The sequence below is a fragment of the Lentzea fradiae genome (assembly GCF_900100955.1).
Classification (GTDB): Bacteria; Actinomycetota; Actinomycetes; order Mycobacteriales; family Pseudonocardiaceae; genus Lentzea; species Lentzea fradiae.
In genome coordinates this window covers 98674-119828 of sequence record NZ_FNCC01000010.1, presented here as the reverse complement: position 1 = coordinate 119828, position 21155 = coordinate 98674, and the positions used below count along the sequence as shown (strand labels likewise).

Here is a 21155-nt window from a genome sequence, read left to right as displayed (position 1 = left end):
GCGTCACGGCCGCTCACCCGGCGCCAGTCGATCACGCTGGTTACGGTTCGGGCGTGGCTACCGAGGGAAGCACCAAGGCCGTCGTCACCGCCATGCTCGCCAACCTGGGCATCGCCGTGACGAAGTTCGTCGCGTTCCTGCTCACCGCGTCGTCCTCGATGCTGGCCGAGGCGGTGCACTCGGTGGCGGACACGAGCAACCAGGCGTTGTTGCTGCTCGGCGGCAAGCGCGCGAAGCGGGCGGCCACGCCGGAACACCCGTTCGGGTACGGCCGGGAGCGGTACGTCTACGGCTTCATCGTCTCGATCGTGCTGTTCACCCTCGGTGGCCTGTTCGCGCTCTACGAGGCGTGGCACAAGTGGGCGGACCCGCACCCGATCGACTCGTGGCACTGGGTCCCGGTCGTCGTCCTGCTGGTCGCCGTCGTGCTGGAGGGGATGGCGCTGCGCACGGCGGCGCTGGAGTCGAACCGCATCAGGGGCACCCGCAGCTGGACGCGGTTCATCCGCACGGCCAAGGCGCCGGAGCTGCCGGTCATCCTGCTGGAGGACCTGGGCGCCCTGTGCGGCCTGCTGTTCGCGCTGCTGGGCGTGACGATGACCCTCGTCACCGGCGAGGGCCGCTGGGACGCCGCGGGCACCGCGATGATCGGCCTCCTGCTGATCATCATCGCCGCGATCCTGGCGGTGGAGATGAAGTCGCTGCTCATCGGCGAGAGCGCGAGCCGCGAGCACCAGGCGGCGATCGCCGGTGCGCTGCCGGGCGACGGCGTGGAGTCGGTGATCCACATGCGCACGCTGCACCTCGGCCCCGACGAGCTCCTGGTCGCCGCCAAGGTCGCCATCGGCAGGTCGGCCTCGGGCGCGGACATCGCGGCGGCCATCGACGCCGCCGAGCGGCGGGTGCGCGCCGCCGTCCCGATCGCCCGTGTGATCTACCTCGAACCGGACGTGCTCCGGCCCACCGGAAGGTTGGACGATCAACTTCCCGGGTAGCCCGGTGCAGCAAGGCAATCGACTACCAGGAGGCTGACGTGATCGGTTTCATCGTCGCCGGACTGATCATCGGCGCGCTCGCCCGGCTGATCAAGCCCGGCAAGCAGAACCTCGGCATCGTGGCGACGCTGCTGCTGGGGCTGGTCGGCTCCGTCATCGGCGGCACCATCGCGAACCTGCTCGGCACCGGTGACATCTTCGAGCTGAACGTGCTGGGCTTCATCGTCGCCGTGATCGCCTCCGTGCTGCTCATCGGCGTCGCGGAGAGCATCTCCGGCCGCAACCGCACGAGCGTGCGGCGGTAACCACAAGGACCACGCGCAACGGCTCCGCTGCTGAGCCGGCGAAGAACGCTCGGCCGGGTTGACCCCGGCCGAGCGTTTTTCGTTGCGGGTGACCGATCACGGCGGTCACCCGAGCGTCACTTGGCGGAGTTCTCCAGCGCGACGAGGGCGGCGGCGAGCGTGAAGTACTTGCTGGTGCCCAGATCGCGGACGGTCTTGATGCCGAAGGCGGCGCCGAGCTTCTCCGCGTCGCCCTCGCTGACTCCGGACAGTGCGGCGACGGGCGCGTCCAGCACCTCGGACAGGGTCAGGCCCTCGTAAGCCTTGTCGAGCTGCTTGTCCAGGTTCGCCGAGATAGCCACCGATGATGTCCCTTCGAGGGGTAGTCGATCATGAACGATGTCACCTTATCGAGTGTTTCGTCCGGTTGTTCCGCCGGAGGACTCCCTTCGCCCGTATGGCCCTACAGCCAGCCACGGCTGGCCTAATGGCCAGTTTTGCGCCGAACAGGGCAGTACTCGTGGCCAGAAGTCGTGTGCACGCAGTCTGATTAGGCCCAACGACGTTCCGGTCGCCGTGCCGCGTCGCTAGAACAAGGTGGACTTCCTTTGGAGGAACCACGTTCATGCGTCGCACAGTTGCACTGATCCTGTCCGTTGCCGTGGTGGCCGTGCTGCCCGCGCCGTCGGCATCGGCCGCGCCGGAGCCACCTCTCGCACCCGGCTGGTCGGTGTCCGGAGACGTCCTCCGGTGGACCGCCGCCCGCCCGATCCCCCCGCTCGACGCCGGTGCGGAGTTCTGGGAGGGCGACCGGTTCCTGGGCCGGGCCAAGGAGTCCACCGACCTGCGGAGCTTCACGCTGCGGACGTCGCCGCGCGATCCGGCCGCGCTGCAGGTGCGATCGGCGGGCAGGAGACTCGACGCGCCCGGCCCCCCGTCCGTGGCCACGATGTCCGCGCCCGCACTGCCACCGCCGCAACCGCAGGCCGACGTCGATCCCGGCACGCCGGGGCCGTACCCGACGACCACCGGCGAGTACTCGCTCGACCCGGTCACGTTGCCCGAGTACGGAACCCCGGTCGAGATGCGAGCGGTGGTCGTCGCCCCGAAGAACGCGCCGGGCAAGCGCCCGCTCGCGCTTTTCCTGCACGGCAGGCACTTCACCTGCTACGACGCCGCGGACCCCGCTCGGTTCACGCTGGAATGGCCGTGCCCCAGCGAAATGACGGCGGTGCCGAGTTACCTGGGCTACCGGAAAGTGCAGGAACTGCTGGCGTCACAGGGATATCTGACCGTCTCCATCTCCGCGAACTCGGTGAACGCCCAGGACAACGACACCTGGGACGCGGGCGCGCAGGGCCGTTCGTCGTTGATCCGCCACCACCTGGCGAAGTGGGCGGACTGGGCGTCAGGCCGGGCGGAGGCTCCGCCGGTCGTGCGGTCCGCACCGAAGGCCGACCTGGCGAAAGTGGTGCTGGTCGGCCATTCCCGCGGCGGCGAGGGCGTCAACCGCGCCGCGATCGACAGCGTCACCCCACCACCCGGTGACAGCGGCTTCAGCGGCCCGGTGCGCTGGACCATCCGCGGCGACGTGCTGATCGCCCCCACGATCTTCGGCCACAACCCCGCTCCGGACGTCCCCTCCGTCACACTGCTGCCGGGGTGCGACGGCGACGTGCGGGACCTGCAGGGCCAGATGTTCGTCGACCAGACGCGTGGACTGAGCCGTGGCGAGGCCCTGCACAGCGCCGTCTACCTCGTCGGCGCGAACCACAACTACTTCAACAGCGAATGGACTCCCGGTCAGGCCGAGGCGCCCGCGTGGGACGACTTCGACTCGCGTGACCAGCCGGACCCGGTGTGCGCGCCCAGTGCCCCGACCCGTCTGACGGCCGACCAGCAGCAGGCCGCGGGCGCCACCTACATCGCCGCCGCCGTGCGGTTGTTCGCCGATCGCGACGAGTCCGTCCTGCCCCTGCTCGACGGCTCCGGCGTGCGCGCCCCGTCCGCCGGTCCGGCCCGCGTCCTCTCCCACGCCGTCGGCGGCGACCGCACGCCGTTCGTCGTCCCGGACCCCGTCACCGCCGTCTCCGGCAGCGCCCGCCTGTGCCTGCAGACGGCCTTCGACGAGTCCGGGTGCCACCTCACGGCCGCGTCGCCGCACTTCGCCGGTCTGCGCGGCACCGTGCTGCAACCGGAACGGCTCGCGGTCGCTTTCAAGTGGTCGGCCGCGGGCCAGTCCGGCGTGGTCACGCCCGCCGCGCCGGTGGCGTTGACCGGCGCACGCGATCTCGCCCTGCGCCTGGCCGTACTGGCGAACACACCGGAGACCAGGTTCGGGGTCTCAGTGGTCGACCGCGGCGGACGCCGGCACGCGCTCGGGTCCGTCGCGGTCACCGGACTGCCCGGCAGCCCGCGCACGGCGTCGTTGTGGGCTCAGGAGGTCCGGGTCCCGCTGCCGCGCGGCCTCGGCGAGGTGACCTCGCTGGAGCTCGTCCCCGAGTCCGGGTCCGGTGAGGCGTGGCTGATCGACGCGCACGGCTGGGACGAGGGTCTCGTCCCGGTGACGCCCACGCGTCTGGGACGGCTCGACGTGCACCGCAAAACGGCGGACGAGGGCGACTCCGGCACCAGGACGCACCAGGCCGTCATCACCGTGGGAGGCAGCGGAACCCGTGTCTTCCGGCTCTTCCACACGGAGCCGGGCAAGCTGCCGACCAGCAGGCTGGTGACGCTGGAGCACGGTGAGAGCAGCTTCGAGGTGCCCGTGACCTCCGAGGGCAACACGAGGTGGAGCGAGGACCGCGTCCACTACTTCGTCGTGCAGGCGATCTCCAACGTCGTCGTCGGCACCACCACGGGCGAACTGCGGTTGCTCAACGACGACCCGCTGCCGGTGGTGACCGCCGTGCCGGTCGCCGACAGCGTCAGCGCGGGCGGCACGCTCCGATGGGACGTGACGCTGTCCGCGCCCGCCGACGACATGATCGCACTGGGAGGCGGCGCGCTGGCACCGGTTTCCGGCTCCGAACTGTCCACAACGGACGTTGACGCGGACTGGTACCGCTCGTACACCGGCGAGGACCCCTGGCCGTCCCGGCCGCTGTCGGAGTCGCCCCTGCGGGTGTACGTGGTCGTGCCGGCCGGGCAGCTGTCGGCCGCGCTCGCGGTGCCGATCGCGGCCGGCGCTGAGACCGGCGACGGCGAGTGGGTCCGGCTGCGGTTCGAGGGTTCCGTGCCGCCCGGGACCGGGTTCGAGGTGACCGGCGAAGTGGCGTGACGAGACGTGGCGCCGGTGCTTCCGCGGAAGCACCGGCGCCCGCTCGGTCTACTCGCTGCTCGCGCAGGTGCCGCAGTGGTGAGGACCGGGAGGACGGCCTGAACCGGTCCACCCCGCGTGGTCGGCCTGCTCCCAGAGCAGGTCCCACGCGAACATGCCGGTGGCGCTGGTGCGGCGGGTCCGCCCGCAGCCGTCGCACACGAGAACCGTCCCGGTCCAGCCGTCGTCCGTGGTGAGCATCCCCGTCATGACTTGTGCCAGCCTTTCGTCGTCATGAGTCGGCGTCGGCGGCACCGCGGTAGCCCACGCCCGACCTTCCCCGGAAGCACGCACAGGGACGCGTCCACCCGCGCCGTCCAGCATGCCCGACGTTTGCACTGTGCAACCTTGCGAGCTCCTTCCGAAGCCCGGCGGGGATCAGGCCCAGGGCGTGGTGGCCTGGAGCACGGCCTCGGTCAGCGCCGCCGTGCGCAGCCGCGTCACCTCCTGGTAGGCGGGGTCGGCCACCATGCGGCTGAACGCGGCCCTGTCCGGATAGCGCACGACGACCACCGCGTCCCACGCCTGGCCGTCCTCCGCCACCAGCGCGGTGGATCCCCTTCCGGCGTAGAGGATCTCGCCGCCGTAACGGGGCAGGAACGTCTCGCGCAGGTGACGCGCGTACTCCTCATAGGACTCGGTGCCGCCCTCGGCGAACCGCAGCAGGTTCAGCATCACGACCGGACCGCCGGGGTCCTCGGCGAGCAGTCGTTTCAGGTCGGCACCACGTGGATCAACGGCCATGCGCACAGCATGCCGTCCGGTCGCGCGGTCCGCATCGGTCGATCCACCGGTCCGAACCTTTCGGCTGTCCAACTTTTCGGGTGACCGCGCGCCCGTCCGTGGAGCGGGCGCACGCGCGTGTCTACGGTGAACCGGTCAGCTCGAAGCCGGCACCTGGAGTCACGATGTCCGACGCAGTGACCGGAGACCTCGGTTCATGAGCGCTGCCAGCCCGTTCGCGCAGGCCGGGCGCCGCGGTGCCGTGGTGGCGGGGTTCGACGGCTCCGACCGCGCCTGGGAGGCGGTCCACTGGGCCGCGGCCGAAGCCGCCCACCGGCGCCGCCCCCTCCTGCTCGTCCACGCCCACCTGGCGTCGGTCACGAGTGCCTGGGGCACCGTCGCCGCTCCCGGCTGGGGTGCCGCGGCGGTCTTCGACAACACTCCCCTGCTGCGCGAGGCCGAGGAGCAGCTCCTGATGGCCGCCGAGGTGTGCCGGCGCGGCGAACCTGGCCTCGACGTCAGTGTCGAGGTGCTGGAGGGCCGGACGTCCGCGGTCCTGACCGAGGTCGCGCGGTCCGTGCAGGCGGAACTGGTCGTGGTGGGCACGTCCGGGCAGTGGGCGCTGTCCCGCGTCCTGCTCGGCTCCAAGGCGACCGATCTCGCGCACGACGTGGACGTTCCGGTCGTCGCGGTCCGCAGCGGCCCCGCGGACCGTTCCGGGCCGGTGGTCGTCGCCGTGAACGGCACCGCCGAGTGCATGACCGCCGTGCAGTTCGCGGCGAGTCAGGCGGAACGCCACTCGTGCGAGCTGCGGCCGGTGCACGAGGACTCCCGGATGCTGCTGGACCACTCCGAAGGGGCCCGGCTGCTGGTGGTGAGCGACCACGGCGACAGCGCGGTGCAGCGGGCCCTGTTCGGCTCGGTCATCCGCACCGCGCTCACCCGCGCGCCCTGCCCCGTCGCAGTGGTGCCCAAGGCCGCCACAGCCGGGCCGTAGCTCACCCGCGGCCGGCCGGCTTGCGCTTCCTGCTCAGCAGCACTCCCCCGGTCACCAGGGCCACCAGCACGGCGACGAACGGCACCGGTCCGACCGCGGTGAACCACTCCACCAGCACACCCTGGAGCCGTCCAGCGCCGTCGACCAGCGGATCGGCCGCGTCCGCCCCGCCGAGGAACAGCCGCAGCTCGTAGACACCGTAGTAGGCGACGTACAGGCCGACGAGGACGAGCAGGACACCGCCGAGCCGGGACACGTGCGGGAGCAGCGACCGGGCCCGCCGCGTGATGGCGTCGCCCGCCAACGCGGTGGCGAGCGCGAGCACCGTCACCACGAGACCCATGCCCGCCGCGTAGGCGAGGAACGCTCCGACGCCCTCCAGCACGTCACCGCTGCGCAGCGTCGACCCGGCGACGGCCAGGAACGGTCCGATGGTGCACGACAACGACGCGATCGCGTACGCGACGCCGTAGCCGAACATCGACGACACGTGCCGGTTCGGCGCTCCCTTGCCGGGTTTGGGCAGCAGCAAGGTGATCTCGCGGCCCGCCAGGAGCACGACTCCCAGCACGACCAGCGCCAGTCCGATGAGGACGGTCACGAACGGCAGGTACCGCTGCACCGATGACGCGACAAAGGAGAAGAACAAACCGAACGCGCCGAACACGACGACGAACCCGAGGGTCATCATCGCGCTGGACACGACGGCGCGCGTGAGCAACCGGGCCCGAGTCCGTTCGCTCGCGCCCGTCACCACGAGGGCCAGGTAGGCGGGCAGCATGGCGAACCCGCACGGGTTGACGGTGGCGACCATGCCGGCCACCACCGCCACCAGCAGCGTCTCGGTCATCCCAGCGCGCTCAGCCGCTGCCGCAGGTCCTGCTCGGCGAGCTGGCTCGTGACGACCTCGACCCGGCCGTCCGCCGAGACGAACGCGTACGCCGGTTGCGCGGTCACGCCGAACCGCTTCCACACCGCGCTGCCGACGTCCGCGACGTGCTGGAACGACTGCAGGCCGTACTTCTGCACGAACTGCTTCATCGCCGGAACCTGGTCCAGCGCGGCGACGCCCAGGAACGTCACGTCGCCCGCGTGTTCCTTCGCGGCGGCGGCCATGCCTGGTGCCTCACGCTGGCACTTGGGGCACCACGGCGCCCAGAACCACAGCACGGCGGGCTTCCCCGCCAGGTCGGCACCGGAGATGTCCTCGCCGTCCACGGTCTTCGCCGTGAAGTTCAGCTGCTCGGCCACCTCGGCACCGGCCGACGCCGAAGGGCGCGGCTGCGATGTGGCCGGTGGCGCGGCAGGAGGTTCCGCTGTGCCGGTTGTGCCTCCGCACGCGGAGAGCGCGACCAGCAACACCAGCAACCCCGTCATGACCCGGATTCCGACCATGACGACAATCCTGCCGTGCCACCGGCGGTGAAGTTGTTACGAACCCCTGACGTCGCCGACCGGGGTGAAGTCCCTCGCCGCGATGAAGTCCGGCCGCGGCCGGGCGGCGGCGAACGGCTCCACGAGGGTGTTCTCCACGCTGTTGAACACCAGGAAGATGTTCGAGCGCGCGAAGGGGGTGATGTTGCTGCCCGAGCCGTGCATGCTGTTGCTGTCGAACATCAGCGCCGACCCCGCCGGTCCGGTGAACTGCTCGATGCCGTGCTCCGCGGCCAGCTCGGACAGGTGGCGGCGGCCAGGCACGCCGACCTCCTGCTCCTTCAACGACTCCTTGTAGTGGTCGTCGGGGGTTTCGCCGACGCACGGCACGAAGGTGCGGTGCGCGCCGGGCATCAGCATCAGGCCGCCGTTGAACGGGTAGTTGTCGGTGAGCGCGATGGAGATGCTCACCGCCCGCATCGACGGCATGCCGTCCTCCGCGTGCCAGGTCTCGAAGTCGGAGTGCCAGTAGAAACCGGTTCCGGTGAAGCCGGGCATGAAGTTGATCCGGCTCTGGTGCACGTAGACGTCGGAGCCCAGGATGTGCCGGGCGCGGTCGGCGACGCGGGGGTCCGCGGCCAGCGCGGCGATCATCTCGCTGGTCCGGTGGACCTCGAAGATCGACCGGACCTCGTTGGACCGCTTCTCGACGATCGTGCGCTCGTCGGCGCGGACCGCCTCGTCGCCGCGCAGGCGGTCGAGCTCCTCGCGGTAGGCGAGCACCTCGTCCGGCCCCAGCAGCCCGTCGACGGTCAGGAAACCCTTGGCGTCGTAGGACTCCAGCGTGGCGTCGTCCAGCGGGCCGGTCAGGGCGCCCGACCAGACCACCGGTTCCGTCCTGGGCACCGGAGCGGACTCCTCCGGCGTGCGGGTCGGGTACCTGTCCTCGATCTTCGTCGCGGTCATGCCGAGGTCTCCTCTTCTCGCACGAGCGGGTACACGCCGTTCTCGTCGTGCACCTCGCGTCCGGTCACGGGCGGGTTGAACACGCAGACGGTGCGGATGTCGGTCTTCGGACGCACCTGGTGCCGTTCGTGGCCGTCGAGCAGGTAGAGGGTGCCGGGGCGGAGCTGGTGCACCTCACCGGTCTCCTTGTCGGTCAGCTCCCCCTCCCCCTCCACGCACAGCACGGCCTCGACGTGGTTGGCGTACCAGAAGTCGTTGACGGTGCCCGCTTTCAGCACGGTCTCGTGCACGGAGAACCCGACGCGGTCCCCGGCGAGCACGATCCGCCTGCTCCGCCAGTTGGGGGTGACGACATCGCGATCGGTGCCGTCGAGGTCGTGCAGCGAACGTACGATCATGGTGTTGTTCCTCGTCTCCCGGGTCAGACGGCGGCGCAGGCCAGCACGGACTCGGTGAACCGGGTGAGCCCCTCGCCGAGCTCGTCGTCGGTGATGGTCAGCGGCGGCATCAGCTTCACCACCTCGTCGTCGGGTCCGGACGTCTCCACGAGCAGCTCGCGTTCGAACGCCGTCTTCGCCACACGGGCGGCCGTCGCGGGGTCGGCGAACGAGAGGCCGCGGGCGAGTCCCCGCCCCTTCGGCGTGACGCCGGGGACGGAGCGCGCGATCTCGTGCAGGGCGCGGTCGACCTGTTCGCCCTTGGCCAGCGTGCTCTTCTCCAGGCGGTCGTCGGCCCAGTAGGTCTCCAGCGACGCCGCCGCGGTGACGAACGAGGCGTTGTTGCCGCGGAAGGTGCCGTTGTGCTCGCCCGGCTCCCACACGTCGAGGTGCGGGCGCACGAGCGTGAGCGCCATCGGCAGCCCGAACCCGCCGATCGACTTGGACAGGCACACGATGTCCGGCTGGATCTCCGCCGGCTCGAAGCTGAAGAACGGGCCGGTCCGGCCGCAGCCCATCTGCACGTCGTCGACGATGAGCAGGATGTCGTGCTTGCGGCACAGGTCGGCCAGCCCGGCCAGCCACTCGAACCGCGCGGCGTTGATCCCGCCTTCGCCCTGCACGGACTCGACGATCACCGCGGCCGGCTTGTTGAGCCCGCTGCCGTTGTCGGAGAGCAGCCGCTCGAAGTACAGGAAGTCCGGGTAGCGGCGGTCGAAGTAGTTGTCGTACGGCATCGGGGTGGCGTGGACCAGCGGGATGCCCGCGCCGCCGCGCTTCATCGAGTCGCCGCTGACCGACAGCGACCCCAGCGTCATGCCGTGGAAGGCGTTGGTGAAGTTGACGATCGACTCGCGGCCGGTGACCTTCCTCGCCAGCTTGAGCGCGGACTCCACGGCGTTCGTGCCGGTGGGGCCGGGAAACTGGACCTTGTAGTCCAGCCCGCGCGGCGCCAGCACCAGCTCGTCGAACTTCTCCAGGAACGCGCGTTTGGCCGCCGTGTGCATGTCCAGCGAGTGGATCACGCGGTCCTCGGCCAGGTACTCCAGGAGCGCCTGTTTGAGAACCGGGTTGTTGTGGCCGTAGTTGAGCGCGCCCGCCCCGGCGAAGAAGTCGAGGTACCGGCGACCGTCCTCGGTGTGCAGCCAGCTGCCGGTCGCACGGTCGAACACGACCGGCCAGCTGCGGCAGTAGCTGCGCACCTCGGATTCCAGCGTGTGGAAGATGTTCACAGAATTCTCAGTTCCTCAGGGCGTCGTCAGCTCGGCCAGGGGCCGAGGCGGTACAGGTCTTCTGCCTCGTGTGCGTCGGGGAACAGCTCGCCGGTGAACAGCGGGCCGCGCTCCAGGGCGACTCCCGCCTCACGGGCCAGCGACGTGAACAGGCGGATCGAGGGCTCGTTGTCCGACGTGATGGTGGTTTCCAGGAGCCGGGCCCCGCGCGCGTGCGCGCGGTCCACCAGCTCCCGCAGCATGGTGAGCGCCACGCCCTTCCCCCGGTGCGAGGCGTCGACCGCCACCTGCCAGACGAAGAGCGTTCCCGGCGCGTCGGGCCGCAGGTACCCCGACACGAAGCCCACGACGTCGTCGCCGGACCGCGCCACCACCGACGTGCCGGCGAAGTCGCGGGCCCACAACAGGTAGGCGTACGAGGAGTTCAGGTCGAGCACCCGGGAGTCCCGCGCGATCCGCCACATGGCGGTTCCGTCTCCCGGTTCCGGTCTGTCGATGATCAGGGTCGCCGACGGTCCTGTGGCGTCACCGTCGTGTTTCGTCCGGTTGCCGAACATGCTGCCGGAACGTAACAGCTCCCCGCCGCGCAGCCCATGTGCGTCACTTCCGCCCCGATTCACCGACGGTCTTCGGCCGCCATTGACCTGGCGATACCGGAATCTTTGTGAGGCCGGTCATAACTTGATCATCCTTTGTGGACCATGTTGCGATGTCCTTTCGTTAGCGCGTCACGACTGGCCCGGAGTCCTTTGAGGATTAGGGTCGGGCGGCCCTGTAGTCGAGGTTGGGACACCACTTCGTGTCTTCATCGCAAGTCAGCCGGCGACGGTTTCTCGGCGCCGGCCTAGCCGCCGTGACCCTCCTTCCCGCGTGCAGCACCGTGGATCTGAAAGCGCAGCAGGACGGCGGCAACCTGCTCGAAAGACTGCGCGACGCGGGCGAGGTGCGCATGGGCTTCGCCAACGAGGCGCCATACGGTTACGTCAACCGAGAAGGCGTTCTCACCGGCGAGGCGCCCGAGGTCGGCAAGGCGATCTTCCGGCGGCTGGGTGTGGACAAGGTCGTGCCCGCGCTTTCGGACTTCGGTTCGCTCATCCCCGGTCTGCGCGCGGGCCTGTTCGACGTCATCGCGGCCGGCATGTTCATCACTCCGGCGCGCTGCGAGCAGATCCTGTTCTCCGACCCCGACTACAACGCCCCCGAGGCGTTGCTCGTGCGGTCCGGCGACGCGGAGAAACCCCTGACGCTGCAAGACTTCGCCCAGCGCGACGACCTCCGCCTGGGCGTGCTGCTCGGCAGTGTCGAGGTCGACGTCGCCGCGGGGTACGGCGTTCCCCCGGAACGGGTCGTCACGTTCGCGACCCAGGCAGGCGGCATCGACGGCCTGCTGGCCGGGCGGGCCGACGGCTTCCTGCTCACCGCGATCTCCTTGCGCGACGGCCTGTCCCGGCGGCCGGGCGTGCCGCTCGAGCTCACCGAGCCGTTCGTCCCCGTCATCGACGGCGTGGAGCAGTACGGCGCGGGCGGCTTCGGCTTCCGGCCGGACCAGACGAGGCTCCGCGACGCGTTCAACGCCGAGCTGCACGCGCTCAAGGACAGCGGCGACCTGCTGGAGATCGTCAGACCGTTCGGGTTCTCCGAGGCCGAGATGACCGACCTGACGGCGGACCGCCTGTGCCGCCCCGCCTCCTGACCGGAAGGATCTTCCCGACATGTCCGGAGGTCTGTGGCTCCGCCTGCTCGACGGACTCCTGGTCACCCTGCAGCTGACCGGGTACGGCGCGGTGCTGGGACTCCTGTTCGCCTTCGCGGCCGGACTCGCGAGACTCAGCCGCCACCGCGTCGTGCGCGGGATCGCGTTCGCCTACACCGAGGGGTTCCGCGGGCTGCCCGCGCTCGTCGTGCTGTTCTGGCTCGTGTTCGCGTTGCCCGGCCTGGGTTTCCAGCTCAACCCCTTGTTCGCGGGCGTGCTCGCGCTGTCGCTGAACATCGGCGCGTACGGCGCCGAGGTCGTGCGCGGCGCGGTCCTGTCCGTGCCCGCCGGCCAGATCGAAGCGGCGACCGCGCTCAACTTCACGCGCTGGCAACGGATGCGGCGCGTCGTGCTGCCGCAGGCCGTGGTCGCGATGGTGCCGCCGTTCGGCAACCTGCTGATCGAGCTGCTGAAGGCGACGGCGCTGGTGTCCCTGGTCTACCTGCAGGACCTGACCTTCCAGGGCCAGATCGTGCGCGCCGCGACCGGCAACACCGCGATGACGTTCTTCGGCCTGCTCGTCGGGTACGGCGTGATCGCGTTGATCCTCACGATCCTGATGCGGCTCGTGGAACGCCGTGCCGCCGCGTCGCTCGGCCGTGCGGTGCGGCCCGGCCTGCTCTCCGGGAGGACCTCGTGAACTTCGACTGGCAGACCGCCTGGGACTCCGTTCCCCAGCTGCTGCAAGGTCTTCTCATCGCGCTGCAGGCCACCGCGCTCGGCTACGTGCTGGCGCTCGTGCTCGGGCTGGCGTTCGCCCTGGCGAGGCGCAGCCACCAGGCGTGGCTGCGGCTGCCGGTGGCGTTCTTCGTCGAGTTCGTCCGGTCCACTCCCCTGCTGGTGCAGCTGTTCTTCCTGTTCTTCGTGCTGCCGACCGTCGGCCTGGAGCTGTCGCCGATGTGGACCGGCGCGATCGGTCTCGGCGTGCACTACGCGACCTACACCTCGGAGGTGTACCGGTCGGGCATCGACGGCGTGCCCGCCGGGCAGTGGGAGGCGGCGACGGCGCTGAGCCTGCCGCGGCGCCGGACCTGGACGCGGATCATCCTCCCGCAGGCGATCCCGCGGGTCGTGCCCGCGCTCGGCAACTACGCGATCTCGATGTTCAAGGACACGCCCCAGCTCACCGTCATCACGGTCGCCGAGATGCTCAGCGTCGTGAAGGCGCTCGGCTCGCAGAACTTCCAGTACCTGGAACTGATCACGATGGCCGGCCTGCTCTACCTGGTGGCCGCGCTGCTCATCGCCTGGCCGGTGCGGATCGCGGAACGCCGGTACCGAAAGGAGAACGCATGACACGCGCCGACCAGATCACGTTCGACGGGGTCAGCAAGAAGTTCGGCGAGAACGTCGTGCTGGACGACCTGTCGTTCGGCGTGGCCGCCGGCGAACGGGTGACCCTGATCGGGCCGAGCGGCTCCGGCAAGACGACGATCCTGCGGATGCTGATGACGCTGACCGAGCCGGACAGCGGCACCATCACGGTCGACGGCGACAACCTGTTCCAGGAGATGCGCAACGGCACGCTCGTGCCCGCCCGCGAGCAGCACCTGCGTTCCGTGCGCCGCAAGATCACGATGGTGTTCCAGCAGTACAACCTCTTCCCGAACATGCGGGTGCTGCGCAACGTCACGGAGGCGCCGGTGCACGTGCTCGGCCTGTCGCAGGACGAGGCGGAGGCCAGGGCGCGGGAGCTGCTGGAGATGGTGGGCCTGGCGGACAAGATCGACGCCCATCCGGCGCATCTCTCCGGCGGGCAGCAGCAGCGCGTCGCCATCGCCCGTGCCCTGGCGATCCGGCCGGAGGTGCTGCTGCTCGACGAGGTCACGTCGGCGCTGGACCCCGAACTGGCCGCCGAGGTGCTCGACGTGCTCCGCGACGTCGCCAAGAGCACCTCGGTCACCATGCTCTGCGTCACCCACGCGATGAAGTTCGCCAGGGACATCTCCGACCGCGTGCTGATGTTCAACGAGGGCCGCATCATCGAGTCCGCTCCCCCGGCCGAGCTGTTCGACGCCCCTCAGCACGAACGGACGCAACGGTTCCTGCGCTCGCTGCGCGAGGAAAGCTGAGCGCTGCGCCAGAGGTCTTACCCTGCCTTCGCCCGCCCGTGTGTCACCCACCCAGCGGATCCCGCCTCCTCCGCGTGACACGGCTCTAGTACGCGGGGGCCCCGCGTACTCGTGGAGCGAACGTAGGGCCCCCGCGTGCAACAGGGGAAACGCGAAAGAGAGTCGCGAGCGGGGCGGGGGGTTACGGACAGCGCTTCTGGAAGCGTGCTTGGGCGCACCGCCCGGTGGTGGCTTTGTAGGGTCGGTGGGTGGTGTTTTCCAGGCTGCTCGCCGACGCCGGTGTCGCGGCGCTCTGCGTGCTCGTCTTCTGGCTGCCCCGCGGTACGCCGCCGAGCGCGGTGGCCGTGCTGGTCGTCGCCGGGGTGCTGCTGCGGTCGCGGTGGCCGGTGGTGGCGTTCGGCGTGGTGGCGGCGGCGACCCTCGCGGGCGCGTTGCTCGGCGTCACCTGGGACCCGTTCGTGGCTGCGGCGTGGACGCTGTACCCGGTGGCGATAGCGCACGGCGGTCCCTGCACATCGCGGGCCGTGACGGTGGTGCTCGGCGCCACGGTGGCCGTGATGCTGACGGCGGGAGCGGGCGGGCAGCAGGAGATCACCCGGTACGTCATCGTGAGCGTGCTCGTCCTGGCCGGCACCTGGCGGCTCGGTGAAGCGGTCCGGCGGGAACGCCAGGAGGCCGCGCAGGCCGAACGGGCCGAGAGCGCCCGTGCGGTGCTGGCGGAACGGTTGCGGGTGGCACGGGAGGTGCACGACGTCGTGTCGCACTCGCTCGGCACGATCGCGGTGACGGCCGGGGTGGCGGCGCACGTCGACACGGGTGACGCGGAGAGGCTGCGCGACCGCCTGACCCGCATCGAGCGGACGAGCAAGGACGCGCTGGCCGACCTGCGCGCGGTGCTCGGCACGGTCAGGGACGCCGCCTCCCCCGCCGAACGACGGCCACAGCCGGGAGTGAAAGACCTCCCCGCGTTGGCGCAGCGGATGCGTGCGGCGGGGATCGACGTGACTCTCACCGTGCGCGGCACGGACGGCTTGCCGCCGAGCGCAGGACTGGCCGTGTACCGGATCGTGCAGGAAGGACTGACCAACGCCGTCCGGCACGCCCCGGGCTGCCGGTGCCGGGTCACCGTCGAGGTGCTGGACGGCCGGGTGGTCGCCGAGGTCGTCGACGACGGTGGAACACTGGCGGGGACACGCCACCACGAGAAGGGGTTCGGGCTGATCGGGCTGCGGGAACGGGTGGAGTCGCTCGGTGGGGAGCTGACGTCCGGCGCACGCGAGCAGGGCGGGTTCGCGTTGCGCGCGGTACTTCCGCTGCCGGGCGCATGAGCGGGCGGATCAGGGTGCTCGTCGCCGATGACGACGACCTGCTGCGCGGTTCGCTGTGCGAGCTGGTCGCCTCCGACGAGTCGCTGGTGCTGGTCGGTGAGGCGCGCGACGGTGCGGAAGCGGTCAGCGCGGTGCACCGGCTGAGCCCGGACGTGGTGCTGATGGACGTCCGGATGCCGGTGCTGGACGGGCTGGAGGCGACCCGCGCGGTGTGCGCGGCACCGGGAGCGGTGCGGGTGGTGGTCCTGACGACGTTCGACCTCGACGAGTACGTCTACGAGGCGTTGCGGGCCGGTGCCTCCGGGTTCCTGCTGAAGATCGCCGGTGCCCAGGAGATCCTGCGCGCGATCCACACCGTCCACAGTGGCCATTCGCTGCTCGCGCCGGAGGTGACGGGCAGGGTGATCGCGGAGTTCGCCCGGCGGCACGAGCGCACGAGGCCCGGCCTGGCGCGGTTCGCGGAGCTGACCGACCGCGAGCACGACGTCGTGGCGGCGGTCGTGGCGGGCATGTCCAACGACGAGATCGCCGCGGCGCTGTTCCTGAGCAGGGCCACGGTGAAGACGTACCTGAGCCGGCTCTTCGACAAGCTGGAGGTCCGCGACCGCACCCAGCTGGTGATCCTCGCCTACGAGTCGGGGTTCGCGGACACGCTGCGCAGGTAGCCCGTCCCCCGGCCGGGGACCAGGTGTCAACCTTTGGTCGATGCCCCGCACGGCGGTCCGGCCCCAGGCTGGAACCATGATCGAAGTCTCCCGTCTGGTCAAGCGGCACGGCACGAAGGTGGTCGTGCGGGACGTCAGCTTCACCGCCAGAGCCGGGCGCGTCACCGGGTTCCTCGGCCCGAACGGCGCCGGCAAGTCGTCGACCCTGCGCATCCTGCTCGGCCTCGACTCCGCCGACGCGGGCACCGCCCTCATCGGCGGCAAGCCGTACCGGGCGTTGCGCAACCCGTTGCGCACCGTGGGGTCGCTGCTGGAAGGCAGTGGCGCGCACCGGTCGCGCACCGCGCGCGGGCACCTGTCGTGGGTGGCGGCGAGCAACGGCATCCCCCGGAGCAGGGTGCCGGAGGTGCTGGACCTCGTCGGGCTCGGCGACGTCGGCCGCAAGCGGGTCGGCGGCTTCTCGCTGGGCATGAACCAGCGGCTGGGGCTGGCGGCGGCGTTGCTCGGCGACCCGGAGGTGCTGGTGCTGGACGAGCCGGTGAACGGCCTGGACCCGCACGGCATCCGCTGGCTGCGCGAGTTCCTGCGGGCCCGCGCCGCCACCGGACGGACCGTGCTGCTGTCGAGCCACCTGATGAGCGAGCTGGCGAGCACCGCGGACGACCTGGTCGTGATCCACCACGGCGAGATCGTCCACAGTGGACCGAAGGGTGACGTCACGACGGGGCACGCGTCGCTGGAGGACGCCTTCTTCGCGCTCACCGACCGGGAGGACCGATGGGACTCCTGAACGCCGAGCTGCGCAAGCTCCTCTCGCTCCGCGCGTCGCTCGTCGCGGCGGCGCTGTGCCTCGTCGCGGCACCGGCGGTCGCCGCGGTGAACGGCAACGCCCTGCGCTCCCGGGTCGCCGAGGGCGGCACCGGTCCGGAGGGCGGCTTGTCCGCCGCCGAACGCGGGCTTGAAGGCGTGATGTTCGCCGTGGTCGCCGGAATCGTGCTCGGTGTCGTCGTCATGAGCAGCGAGTACACCGCCAACGACGGCGATGTCGGTGGTGGCAGGCAGATCGTGGCCACGCTGACCGGCGTTCCCCGCCGGGGCGCGCTGCTCCTGGCCAAGGCCACCGTGCTCACGCTCGTGACGGCGGTGCTGTCGTCCGCCGCGATCGCCACCGGGATCGTCGCGGGACAGGCCGTGCTCGGCCCGTTCGGGCTGGCTCCGTGGCAGGCCGCCGGTGAGCTCGGCTGGCGGCTCCCCGGCGCCGTCTTCTACTGCGTCTGCACGGCGCTGATCGCCCTCGGCGTCACGACGGTCACGCGCAACGGCCTCATCCCCCTGGTCGTGTTGATCGTCAACAGCTCGGCGATCTCCGTGTCGCTCCTGCTGTCCAAGGTCACCTCGTGGGCGAAGTACCTCCCCGACGCCGCCGGGATTCCCCTCTTCGCGGGCGAAACCGCGTACACGGAACAACTTCCGCCGCTGGCGGGAGCAACCGTGCTGACGGCGTGGACCGCTCTCGGCCTGGCGGTGGGCGCGGTCGCGTTCATCCGCCGCGACGCGTGAGGCGGGGAGGCGTCATGAGCAACGATCTGCGCCACGTCTTCGCCGCCGAGCTGCGCAAGCTCGCGACACTGCCCGCGGTGAGGGCCACAGTGGTCGTCACCGTTCTCGCCACACCGGCGCTGGCCTGGGCGGCGGGCTTCCGCGCCGTGGAGTACGGCCGGCTCGGCCTCGTCGTGCTCGGCGTCCTGACGACTGCGGGCGAGTACAGCGGACGGCAGATCCGCACCAGCCTGGTGTGCGTCCCGCACCGGCCGCTGCTGTTGTGCGGGAAGGTCCTCGCCTACCTCGCCGTCGCGATCCCCGCGTCGTTGCTCACCTGCGCGCTGTCCGCCTTGGTGGCGGACGCACCGGCCACCGCGTTGCTCGGCGGCACCGCCTATCTGGTCGCCATCGGACTCCTCGCTCTCGGGGTGGGTGTGCTGCTGCGCAGCCTCTCCGGGGCGGCCGCGGCGATGACGGCGTTCCTGTTCGTGGTGTCCCCGCTGCTCGCGGCGGTCACGGATGCCGCGAGCCACCTCCCCGACCGCGCCGGAGCCGGCCTCTACGGGCCGGGCGCGTTGTCGCCGTGGCACGGGGGCGCGGTCGTGGCCGCCTGGCTGGTGGTCACGACCGCGCTCGCCCTGCTCACGTTCACCAAGCGGGACGCGTGATCGCGCCTACCCCGCCGCGCCGATCGCCTCGTCCAGGATGCCCAGCCCGAGCTCCAGTTCCTCCTCCGACGCCGTCAGCGGCGGAGCGATCCGGAACACGCCGCCCATCCCCGGCATCTGCACGATGTTCATGTGCAGTCCCAGCTCCAGGCACCGGCGGGTGATCGGCGCGCTGAGCGACTCGTCCGCGATCTCCAGCCCCACCAGGAGGCCGCGTCCGCGCACGTCGGACACCAGCGAGTGACGTGCCGCGATGTCCTCGAGGCCGGTGCGCAGGAACGCGCCCAGCTTGGCCGCGCGTTCGTCGAGGCGTTCCTCCTCCAGCACGTCGAGGACGGTGTTGCCGACGGCGGCCACCAGCGGGTCGGAGACGTGGGTGGTGAAGAACAGGTAGCCGCGGGCGTGGGCCTCCTCCTCGATCTCGGCGGAGGTCACGACGGCGGCGAGCGGGAGGCCCGCGCCGAGGGTCTTCGACAGCGTCAGGATGTCCGGGACGACGCCGTCGCGCTCGAACGCGTACCAGGTGCCGGTGCGGCACAGGCCGGTCTGCGCCTCGTCGAAGATCAGCAGCATTCCGCGTTCCCGGCACTTCTCCCGCAACGCGGCGAAGTAGCCGGGCGGCGGTTCGAGGATGCCGCCGGAGGACAGGATCGGTTCGACGATGCACGCCGCCAGCGAGCCCACCGACTGGGCGTCGACCAGGTCGAACGCCAGGTCGAGCTGGGTCCGCCAGTCACCGGACGGGGCGGGGATCGCGAAGTTGCCCGGTGCGGCCGGGCCGTAGCCCTTGCGGCCCGCGCTGTAGGTGGCCGCCGCGGCGGCGGCCGTCATGCCGTGCCACGACCGGGCGAAGGCGACCACCTCGTGCTTGCCCGTGACGAGCTTGGCCATCCGCAGGGCGGCCTCGTTCGACTCGGCGCCGGTGGTGAGCAGCTGCACCTTCGACAGCGACGGCGGCAGCGTCCCCGCCAGGCGGCGGGCGAGGTCCACGACCGGGCGGCTGAGCATGCCGCTGAACAGGTGGTCGAGGTTCGCGATCTGGCGCTGCACCGTCTCGACCACGCGCGGGTGCGAGTGGCCGAGGATCGCGCTCATCTGGCCGGAGGTGAAGTCGAGGACGCGGCGGCCGTCCTCGGTGAACAGGAAGCTTCCCGACGCGCTGTCGATGATCTCGGGCGTGAACGTTCCGCCGTAGCGGACCAGGTGGCGGTCGACGTCGTCCCAGAAGGAGTCCATGCCACCGAAGCTAGGACCCGCCGAGCGTCAGGTCCATCTCACGATTCCACGCTCGCTGTTCGGAAATACTGCACAGCATGACGCTGAACCCATACCGGCTGCGCCTGCTCAGCCAGCTCGACGCGCTGGGCACCGTGCGAGCCGTGGCGCAGGCCGCGAACCTGAGCCCGTCGAGCGTGTCGCAGCAGCTCGCGGTGCTGGAGGCCGAGACGCGCACGCAGCTGCTCGAACGGACGGGGCGGCGGGTGCGGCTGACGTCGGCGGGGCTGATCCTGGCGCGCCGGGCGCGGTCGCTCCTCGACCAGATGGACGCCGTCGAGGCCGAGCTGCGCGACCTGAGCGGGGAGCCGTCCGGGCGCGTCCGGCTGGGCGGGTTCCAGAGCGCGATCCACACGCTCGCCGTGCCCGCCCTCCAAGCGCTGCGCCACCCGCACCTCCAGGTGGAGCTGGTCGAGCTGGAGCCGCACGCCAGCATGCCCGCGCTGCTCGCGGGCGAGGTCGACGTCATCATCACGACCACCGACTTCGTGGAGCTGCCGGTGCCGCGCGACGTCGACGTGGTGCCGCTGGGCGCGGACCCGGTCCTGCTGCTCTCACCGCCGGACCAGCCGAAGAACGACCTCGCGGCGTGCGCGGACGAGCCGTGGGCGTTCGACGTGCCCGGCTCGTACATGGCGAACCTCGCGACGCGGCTGTGCCGGCAGGCCGGGTTCGAGCCGCGGGTCGTGGGCCGGTTCAGCAACTACATGCTGACGCTGGAGCACGTCGAGGCCGGGCTGGCGGTGGCGGTGCTGCCCGCGCTCGCCGTGGACCGGCGGTTCCACGTCCACACGAAGGAGCTGCCGGTGACGCGCAGGATCACCGCGGCGGCGCGGCGGGGGTCACGGGCCGCGACCACCGTCGTGCTCGACGCGCTGCACGCCCGGTCGCAGGCCGGCGATCGTTGACCGTTCCACCATCTGGACACCGCCGCGAAGGCGCCTACCCTCGGCGGGAGGATGATCGAGGAGGAACCGTGCCGCGGAAGTCGGAGCCCTTGCGGAAGCTGGGTTTTCTCACCATCGGGCTGTTCGACGAGCACGACCCCGGCGCAGGCCACCGGTCCACGCTGGACATCATCGCGCTGGGCGAGGACCTCGGGTTCGACAGCGCCTGGGTGCGCCACCGGCACCTGCAGTTCGGCATCTCCTCGCCGGTCGCGGTCCTGGCCGCGGCGAGCCAGCGGACCAGCCGGATCGCGCTCGGCACGGCCGTCATCCCGCTCGGCTGGGAGAACCCGCTGCGCCTCGCCGAGGACCTCGCCACGGTCGACGTGCTGTCCGGCGGCCGGCTGAACCCCGGTGTCAGCGTCGGCCCGCCGATGCACTGGGACGAGGTCAAGGGGGCGCTGTACCCGGAGACCGCCGACGCCGAGAACTTCGGCTACGACCGCGTCCAGCGGCTGCTCGGCTTCGTCGCGGGCGAGAAGGTCACCGGCTTCAGCGGCGTCGAGGGCATCGAGGTGTGGTCGGACCGGGTCCAGCCGCACGCCGCCGGTCTGCGCGACCGGATGTGGTAAGGCGGC

General features: G+C 71.0%; 24 protein-coding genes and 1 pseudogene. 15 read left to right on the top strand and 10 right to left on the bottom strand.

The window, feature by feature from the left end; genetic code table 11:
* The first annotated feature begins 53 nt into the window (after positions 1-53).
* Positions 54-995, top strand: coding sequence for a cation diffusion facilitator family transporter (locus BLT23_RS23975; protein ID WP_090052370.1), 942 nt, complete (start codon positions 54-56; stop codon positions 993-995).
* Positions 996-1033: 38 nt separating this feature from the next.
* The gene (locus BLT23_RS23970) at positions 1034-1300 is read left to right on the top strand and encodes a GlsB/YeaQ/YmgE family stress response membrane protein (protein WP_090052368.1); all 267 of its coding nucleotides are present in this window, start codon (positions 1034-1036) and stop codon (positions 1298-1300) included.
* A gap of 116 nt (positions 1301-1416) precedes the next feature.
* Here the strand turns inward: BLT23_RS23970 and BLT23_RS23965 are convergent, their stop codons facing one another.
* Positions 1417-1641, bottom strand: a complete 225-nt coding sequence (locus BLT23_RS23965; RefSeq protein WP_090052366.1) for a hypothetical protein — start codon at positions 1639-1641, stop codon at positions 1417-1419.
* Positions 1642-1904: 263 nt separating this feature from the next.
* Between BLT23_RS23965 and BLT23_RS23960 the strand changes: the two genes are divergently transcribed.
* Positions 1905-4559 carry an alpha/beta hydrolase family protein gene (locus tag BLT23_RS23960; RefSeq protein WP_090052364.1) on the top strand — a complete coding sequence of 885 codons (2655 nt, stop codon included), beginning with the start codon at positions 1905-1907 and terminating at the stop codon, positions 4557-4559.
* A 48-nt stretch (positions 4560-4607) separates the two neighbouring features.
* Here the strand turns inward: BLT23_RS23960 and BLT23_RS23955 are convergent, their stop codons facing one another.
* Positions 4608-4808, bottom strand: a complete 201-nt coding sequence (locus BLT23_RS23955; protein WP_090052362.1) for a hypothetical protein — start codon at positions 4806-4808, stop codon at positions 4608-4610.
* A gap of 168 nt (positions 4809-4976) precedes the next feature.
* A complete protein-coding gene (locus tag BLT23_RS23950; RefSeq protein WP_090052359.1) occupies positions 4977-5342 on the bottom strand; it encodes a DUF1330 domain-containing protein in 366 nt (121 codons plus the stop codon).
* Positions 5343-5538: 196 nt separating this feature from the next.
* Here BLT23_RS23950 and BLT23_RS23945 point away from each other — a divergent pair, with 196 nt between their 5' ends.
* Positions 5539-6318 carry a universal stress protein gene (locus BLT23_RS23945; RefSeq protein WP_090052356.1) on the top strand — a complete coding sequence of 260 codons (780 nt, stop codon included), beginning with the start codon at positions 5539-5541 and terminating at the stop codon, positions 6316-6318.
* 1 nt (position 6319) lies between these two features.
* Here the strand turns inward: BLT23_RS23945 and BLT23_RS23940 are convergent, their stop codons facing one another.
* Genes BLT23_RS23940 through ectA form a run of 6 tightly spaced genes read right to left on the bottom strand, consistent with a single transcriptional unit; the run spans position 6320 to position 10884 of the window.
* Entirely contained in the window at positions 6320-7168 is an 849-nt protein-coding gene (locus BLT23_RS23940) for a cytochrome c biogenesis CcdA family protein (RefSeq protein ID WP_090052355.1), read from the bottom strand.
* A complete protein-coding gene (locus BLT23_RS23935) occupies positions 7165-7713 on the bottom strand; it encodes a redoxin domain-containing protein (RefSeq protein ID WP_218133866.1) in 549 nt (182 codons plus the stop codon). Before BLT23_RS23935 ends, BLT23_RS23940 begins: the two co-directional genes overlap by 4 nt.
* A 36-nt stretch (positions 7714-7749) precedes the next feature.
* Positions 7750-8658 (bottom strand): ectoine hydroxylase, encoded by a 909-nt coding sequence (gene thpD, locus BLT23_RS23930; protein WP_090052353.1) that lies wholly within the window; start codon positions 8656-8658, stop codon positions 7750-7752.
* Complete coding sequence (locus BLT23_RS23925) at positions 8655-9056, bottom strand: ectoine synthase (protein ID WP_090052350.1); 402 nt, start codon at positions 9054-9056, stop codon at positions 8655-8657. Before BLT23_RS23925 ends, thpD begins: the two co-directional genes overlap by 4 nt.
* Positions 9057-9079: 23 nt before the next feature.
* A complete protein-coding gene (gene ectB / locus BLT23_RS23920) occupies positions 9080-10327 on the bottom strand; it encodes a diaminobutyrate--2-oxoglutarate transaminase (RefSeq protein ID WP_090052348.1) in 1248 nt (415 codons plus the stop codon).
* A 26-nt stretch (positions 10328-10353) separates the two neighbouring features.
* Positions 10354-10884: a diaminobutyrate acetyltransferase gene (ectA, locus tag BLT23_RS23915; RefSeq protein WP_090052345.1), complete on the bottom strand. Its 531-nt coding sequence runs from the start codon at positions 10882-10884 to the stop codon at positions 10354-10356.
* A gap of 242 nt (positions 10885-11126) precedes the next feature.
* On the opposite strand from ectA, the gene ehuB reads away from it, so the two are divergent.
* The 9 genes from ehuB (at position 11127) to BLT23_RS23870 (ending at position 18355) form a co-directional block, all read left to right on the top strand.
* On the top strand, positions 11127-12020 hold the full coding sequence (ehuB, locus tag BLT23_RS23910) for an ectoine/hydroxyectoine ABC transporter substrate-binding protein EhuB (protein WP_342713689.1): 894 nt from the start codon (positions 11127-11129) through the stop codon (positions 12018-12020).
* Positions 12021-12039: 19 nt separating this feature from the next.
* Positions 12040-12720, top strand: a complete 681-nt coding sequence (gene ehuC, locus BLT23_RS23905) for an ectoine/hydroxyectoine ABC transporter permease subunit EhuC (RefSeq protein WP_090052341.1) — start codon at positions 12040-12042, stop codon at positions 12718-12720.
* Positions 12717-13376 carry an ectoine/hydroxyectoine ABC transporter permease subunit EhuD gene (gene ehuD / locus BLT23_RS23900; protein WP_090052339.1) on the top strand — a complete coding sequence of 220 codons (660 nt, stop codon included), beginning with the start codon at positions 12717-12719 and terminating at the stop codon, positions 13374-13376. The genes ehuC and ehuD overlap by 4 nt, the downstream gene beginning before the upstream one ends.
* Positions 13373-14152: an ectoine/hydroxyectoine ABC transporter ATP-binding protein EhuA gene (gene ehuA / locus BLT23_RS23895; RefSeq protein ID WP_090052337.1), complete on the top strand. Its 780-nt coding sequence runs from the start codon at positions 13373-13375 to the stop codon at positions 14150-14152. Before ehuD ends, ehuA begins: the two co-directional genes overlap by 4 nt.
* Before the next feature lie 248 nt (positions 14153-14400).
* Positions 14401-15480, top strand: coding sequence for a sensor histidine kinase (locus tag BLT23_RS23890; RefSeq protein WP_090052335.1), 1080 nt, complete (start codon positions 14401-14403; stop codon positions 15478-15480).
* A complete protein-coding gene (locus BLT23_RS23885; RefSeq protein ID WP_090052333.1) occupies positions 15477-16145 on the top strand; it encodes a response regulator in 669 nt (222 codons plus the stop codon). Before BLT23_RS23890 ends, BLT23_RS23885 begins: the two co-directional genes overlap by 4 nt.
* A 76-nt stretch (positions 16146-16221) precedes the next feature.
* Positions 16222-16935, top strand: coding sequence for an ABC transporter ATP-binding protein (locus BLT23_RS23880; RefSeq protein ID WP_090052331.1), 714 nt, complete (start codon positions 16222-16224; stop codon positions 16933-16935).
* Positions 16923-17705, top strand: a complete 783-nt coding sequence (locus BLT23_RS23875) for a hypothetical protein (RefSeq protein ID WP_090052329.1) — start codon at positions 16923-16925, stop codon at positions 17703-17705. The genes BLT23_RS23880 and BLT23_RS23875 overlap by 13 nt, the downstream gene beginning before the upstream one ends.
* Positions 17706-17719: 14 nt before the next feature.
* A complete protein-coding gene (locus tag BLT23_RS23870; RefSeq protein ID WP_090052327.1) occupies positions 17720-18355 on the top strand; it encodes a hypothetical protein in 636 nt (211 codons plus the stop codon).
* Between the two features lie 6 nt (positions 18356-18361).
* On the opposite strand, the gene BLT23_RS23865 is transcribed toward BLT23_RS23870, so the two are convergent.
* Positions 18362-19591, bottom strand: a complete 1230-nt coding sequence (locus BLT23_RS23865) for an aspartate aminotransferase family protein (RefSeq protein WP_090052325.1) — start codon at positions 19589-19591, stop codon at positions 18362-18364.
* A 77-nt stretch (positions 19592-19668) separates the two neighbouring features.
* On the opposite strand from BLT23_RS23865, the gene BLT23_RS23860 reads away from it, so the two are divergent.
* Entirely contained in the window at positions 19669-20538 is an 870-nt protein-coding gene (locus tag BLT23_RS23860; RefSeq protein WP_090052324.1) for a LysR family transcriptional regulator, read from the top strand.
* A 68-nt stretch (positions 20539-20606) separates the two neighbouring features.
* Positions 20607-21146, top strand: a pseudogene (locus BLT23_RS23855) (LLM class flavin-dependent oxidoreductase); the annotation flags it as partial.
* Between the last annotated feature and the right edge of the window lie 9 nt (positions 21147-21155).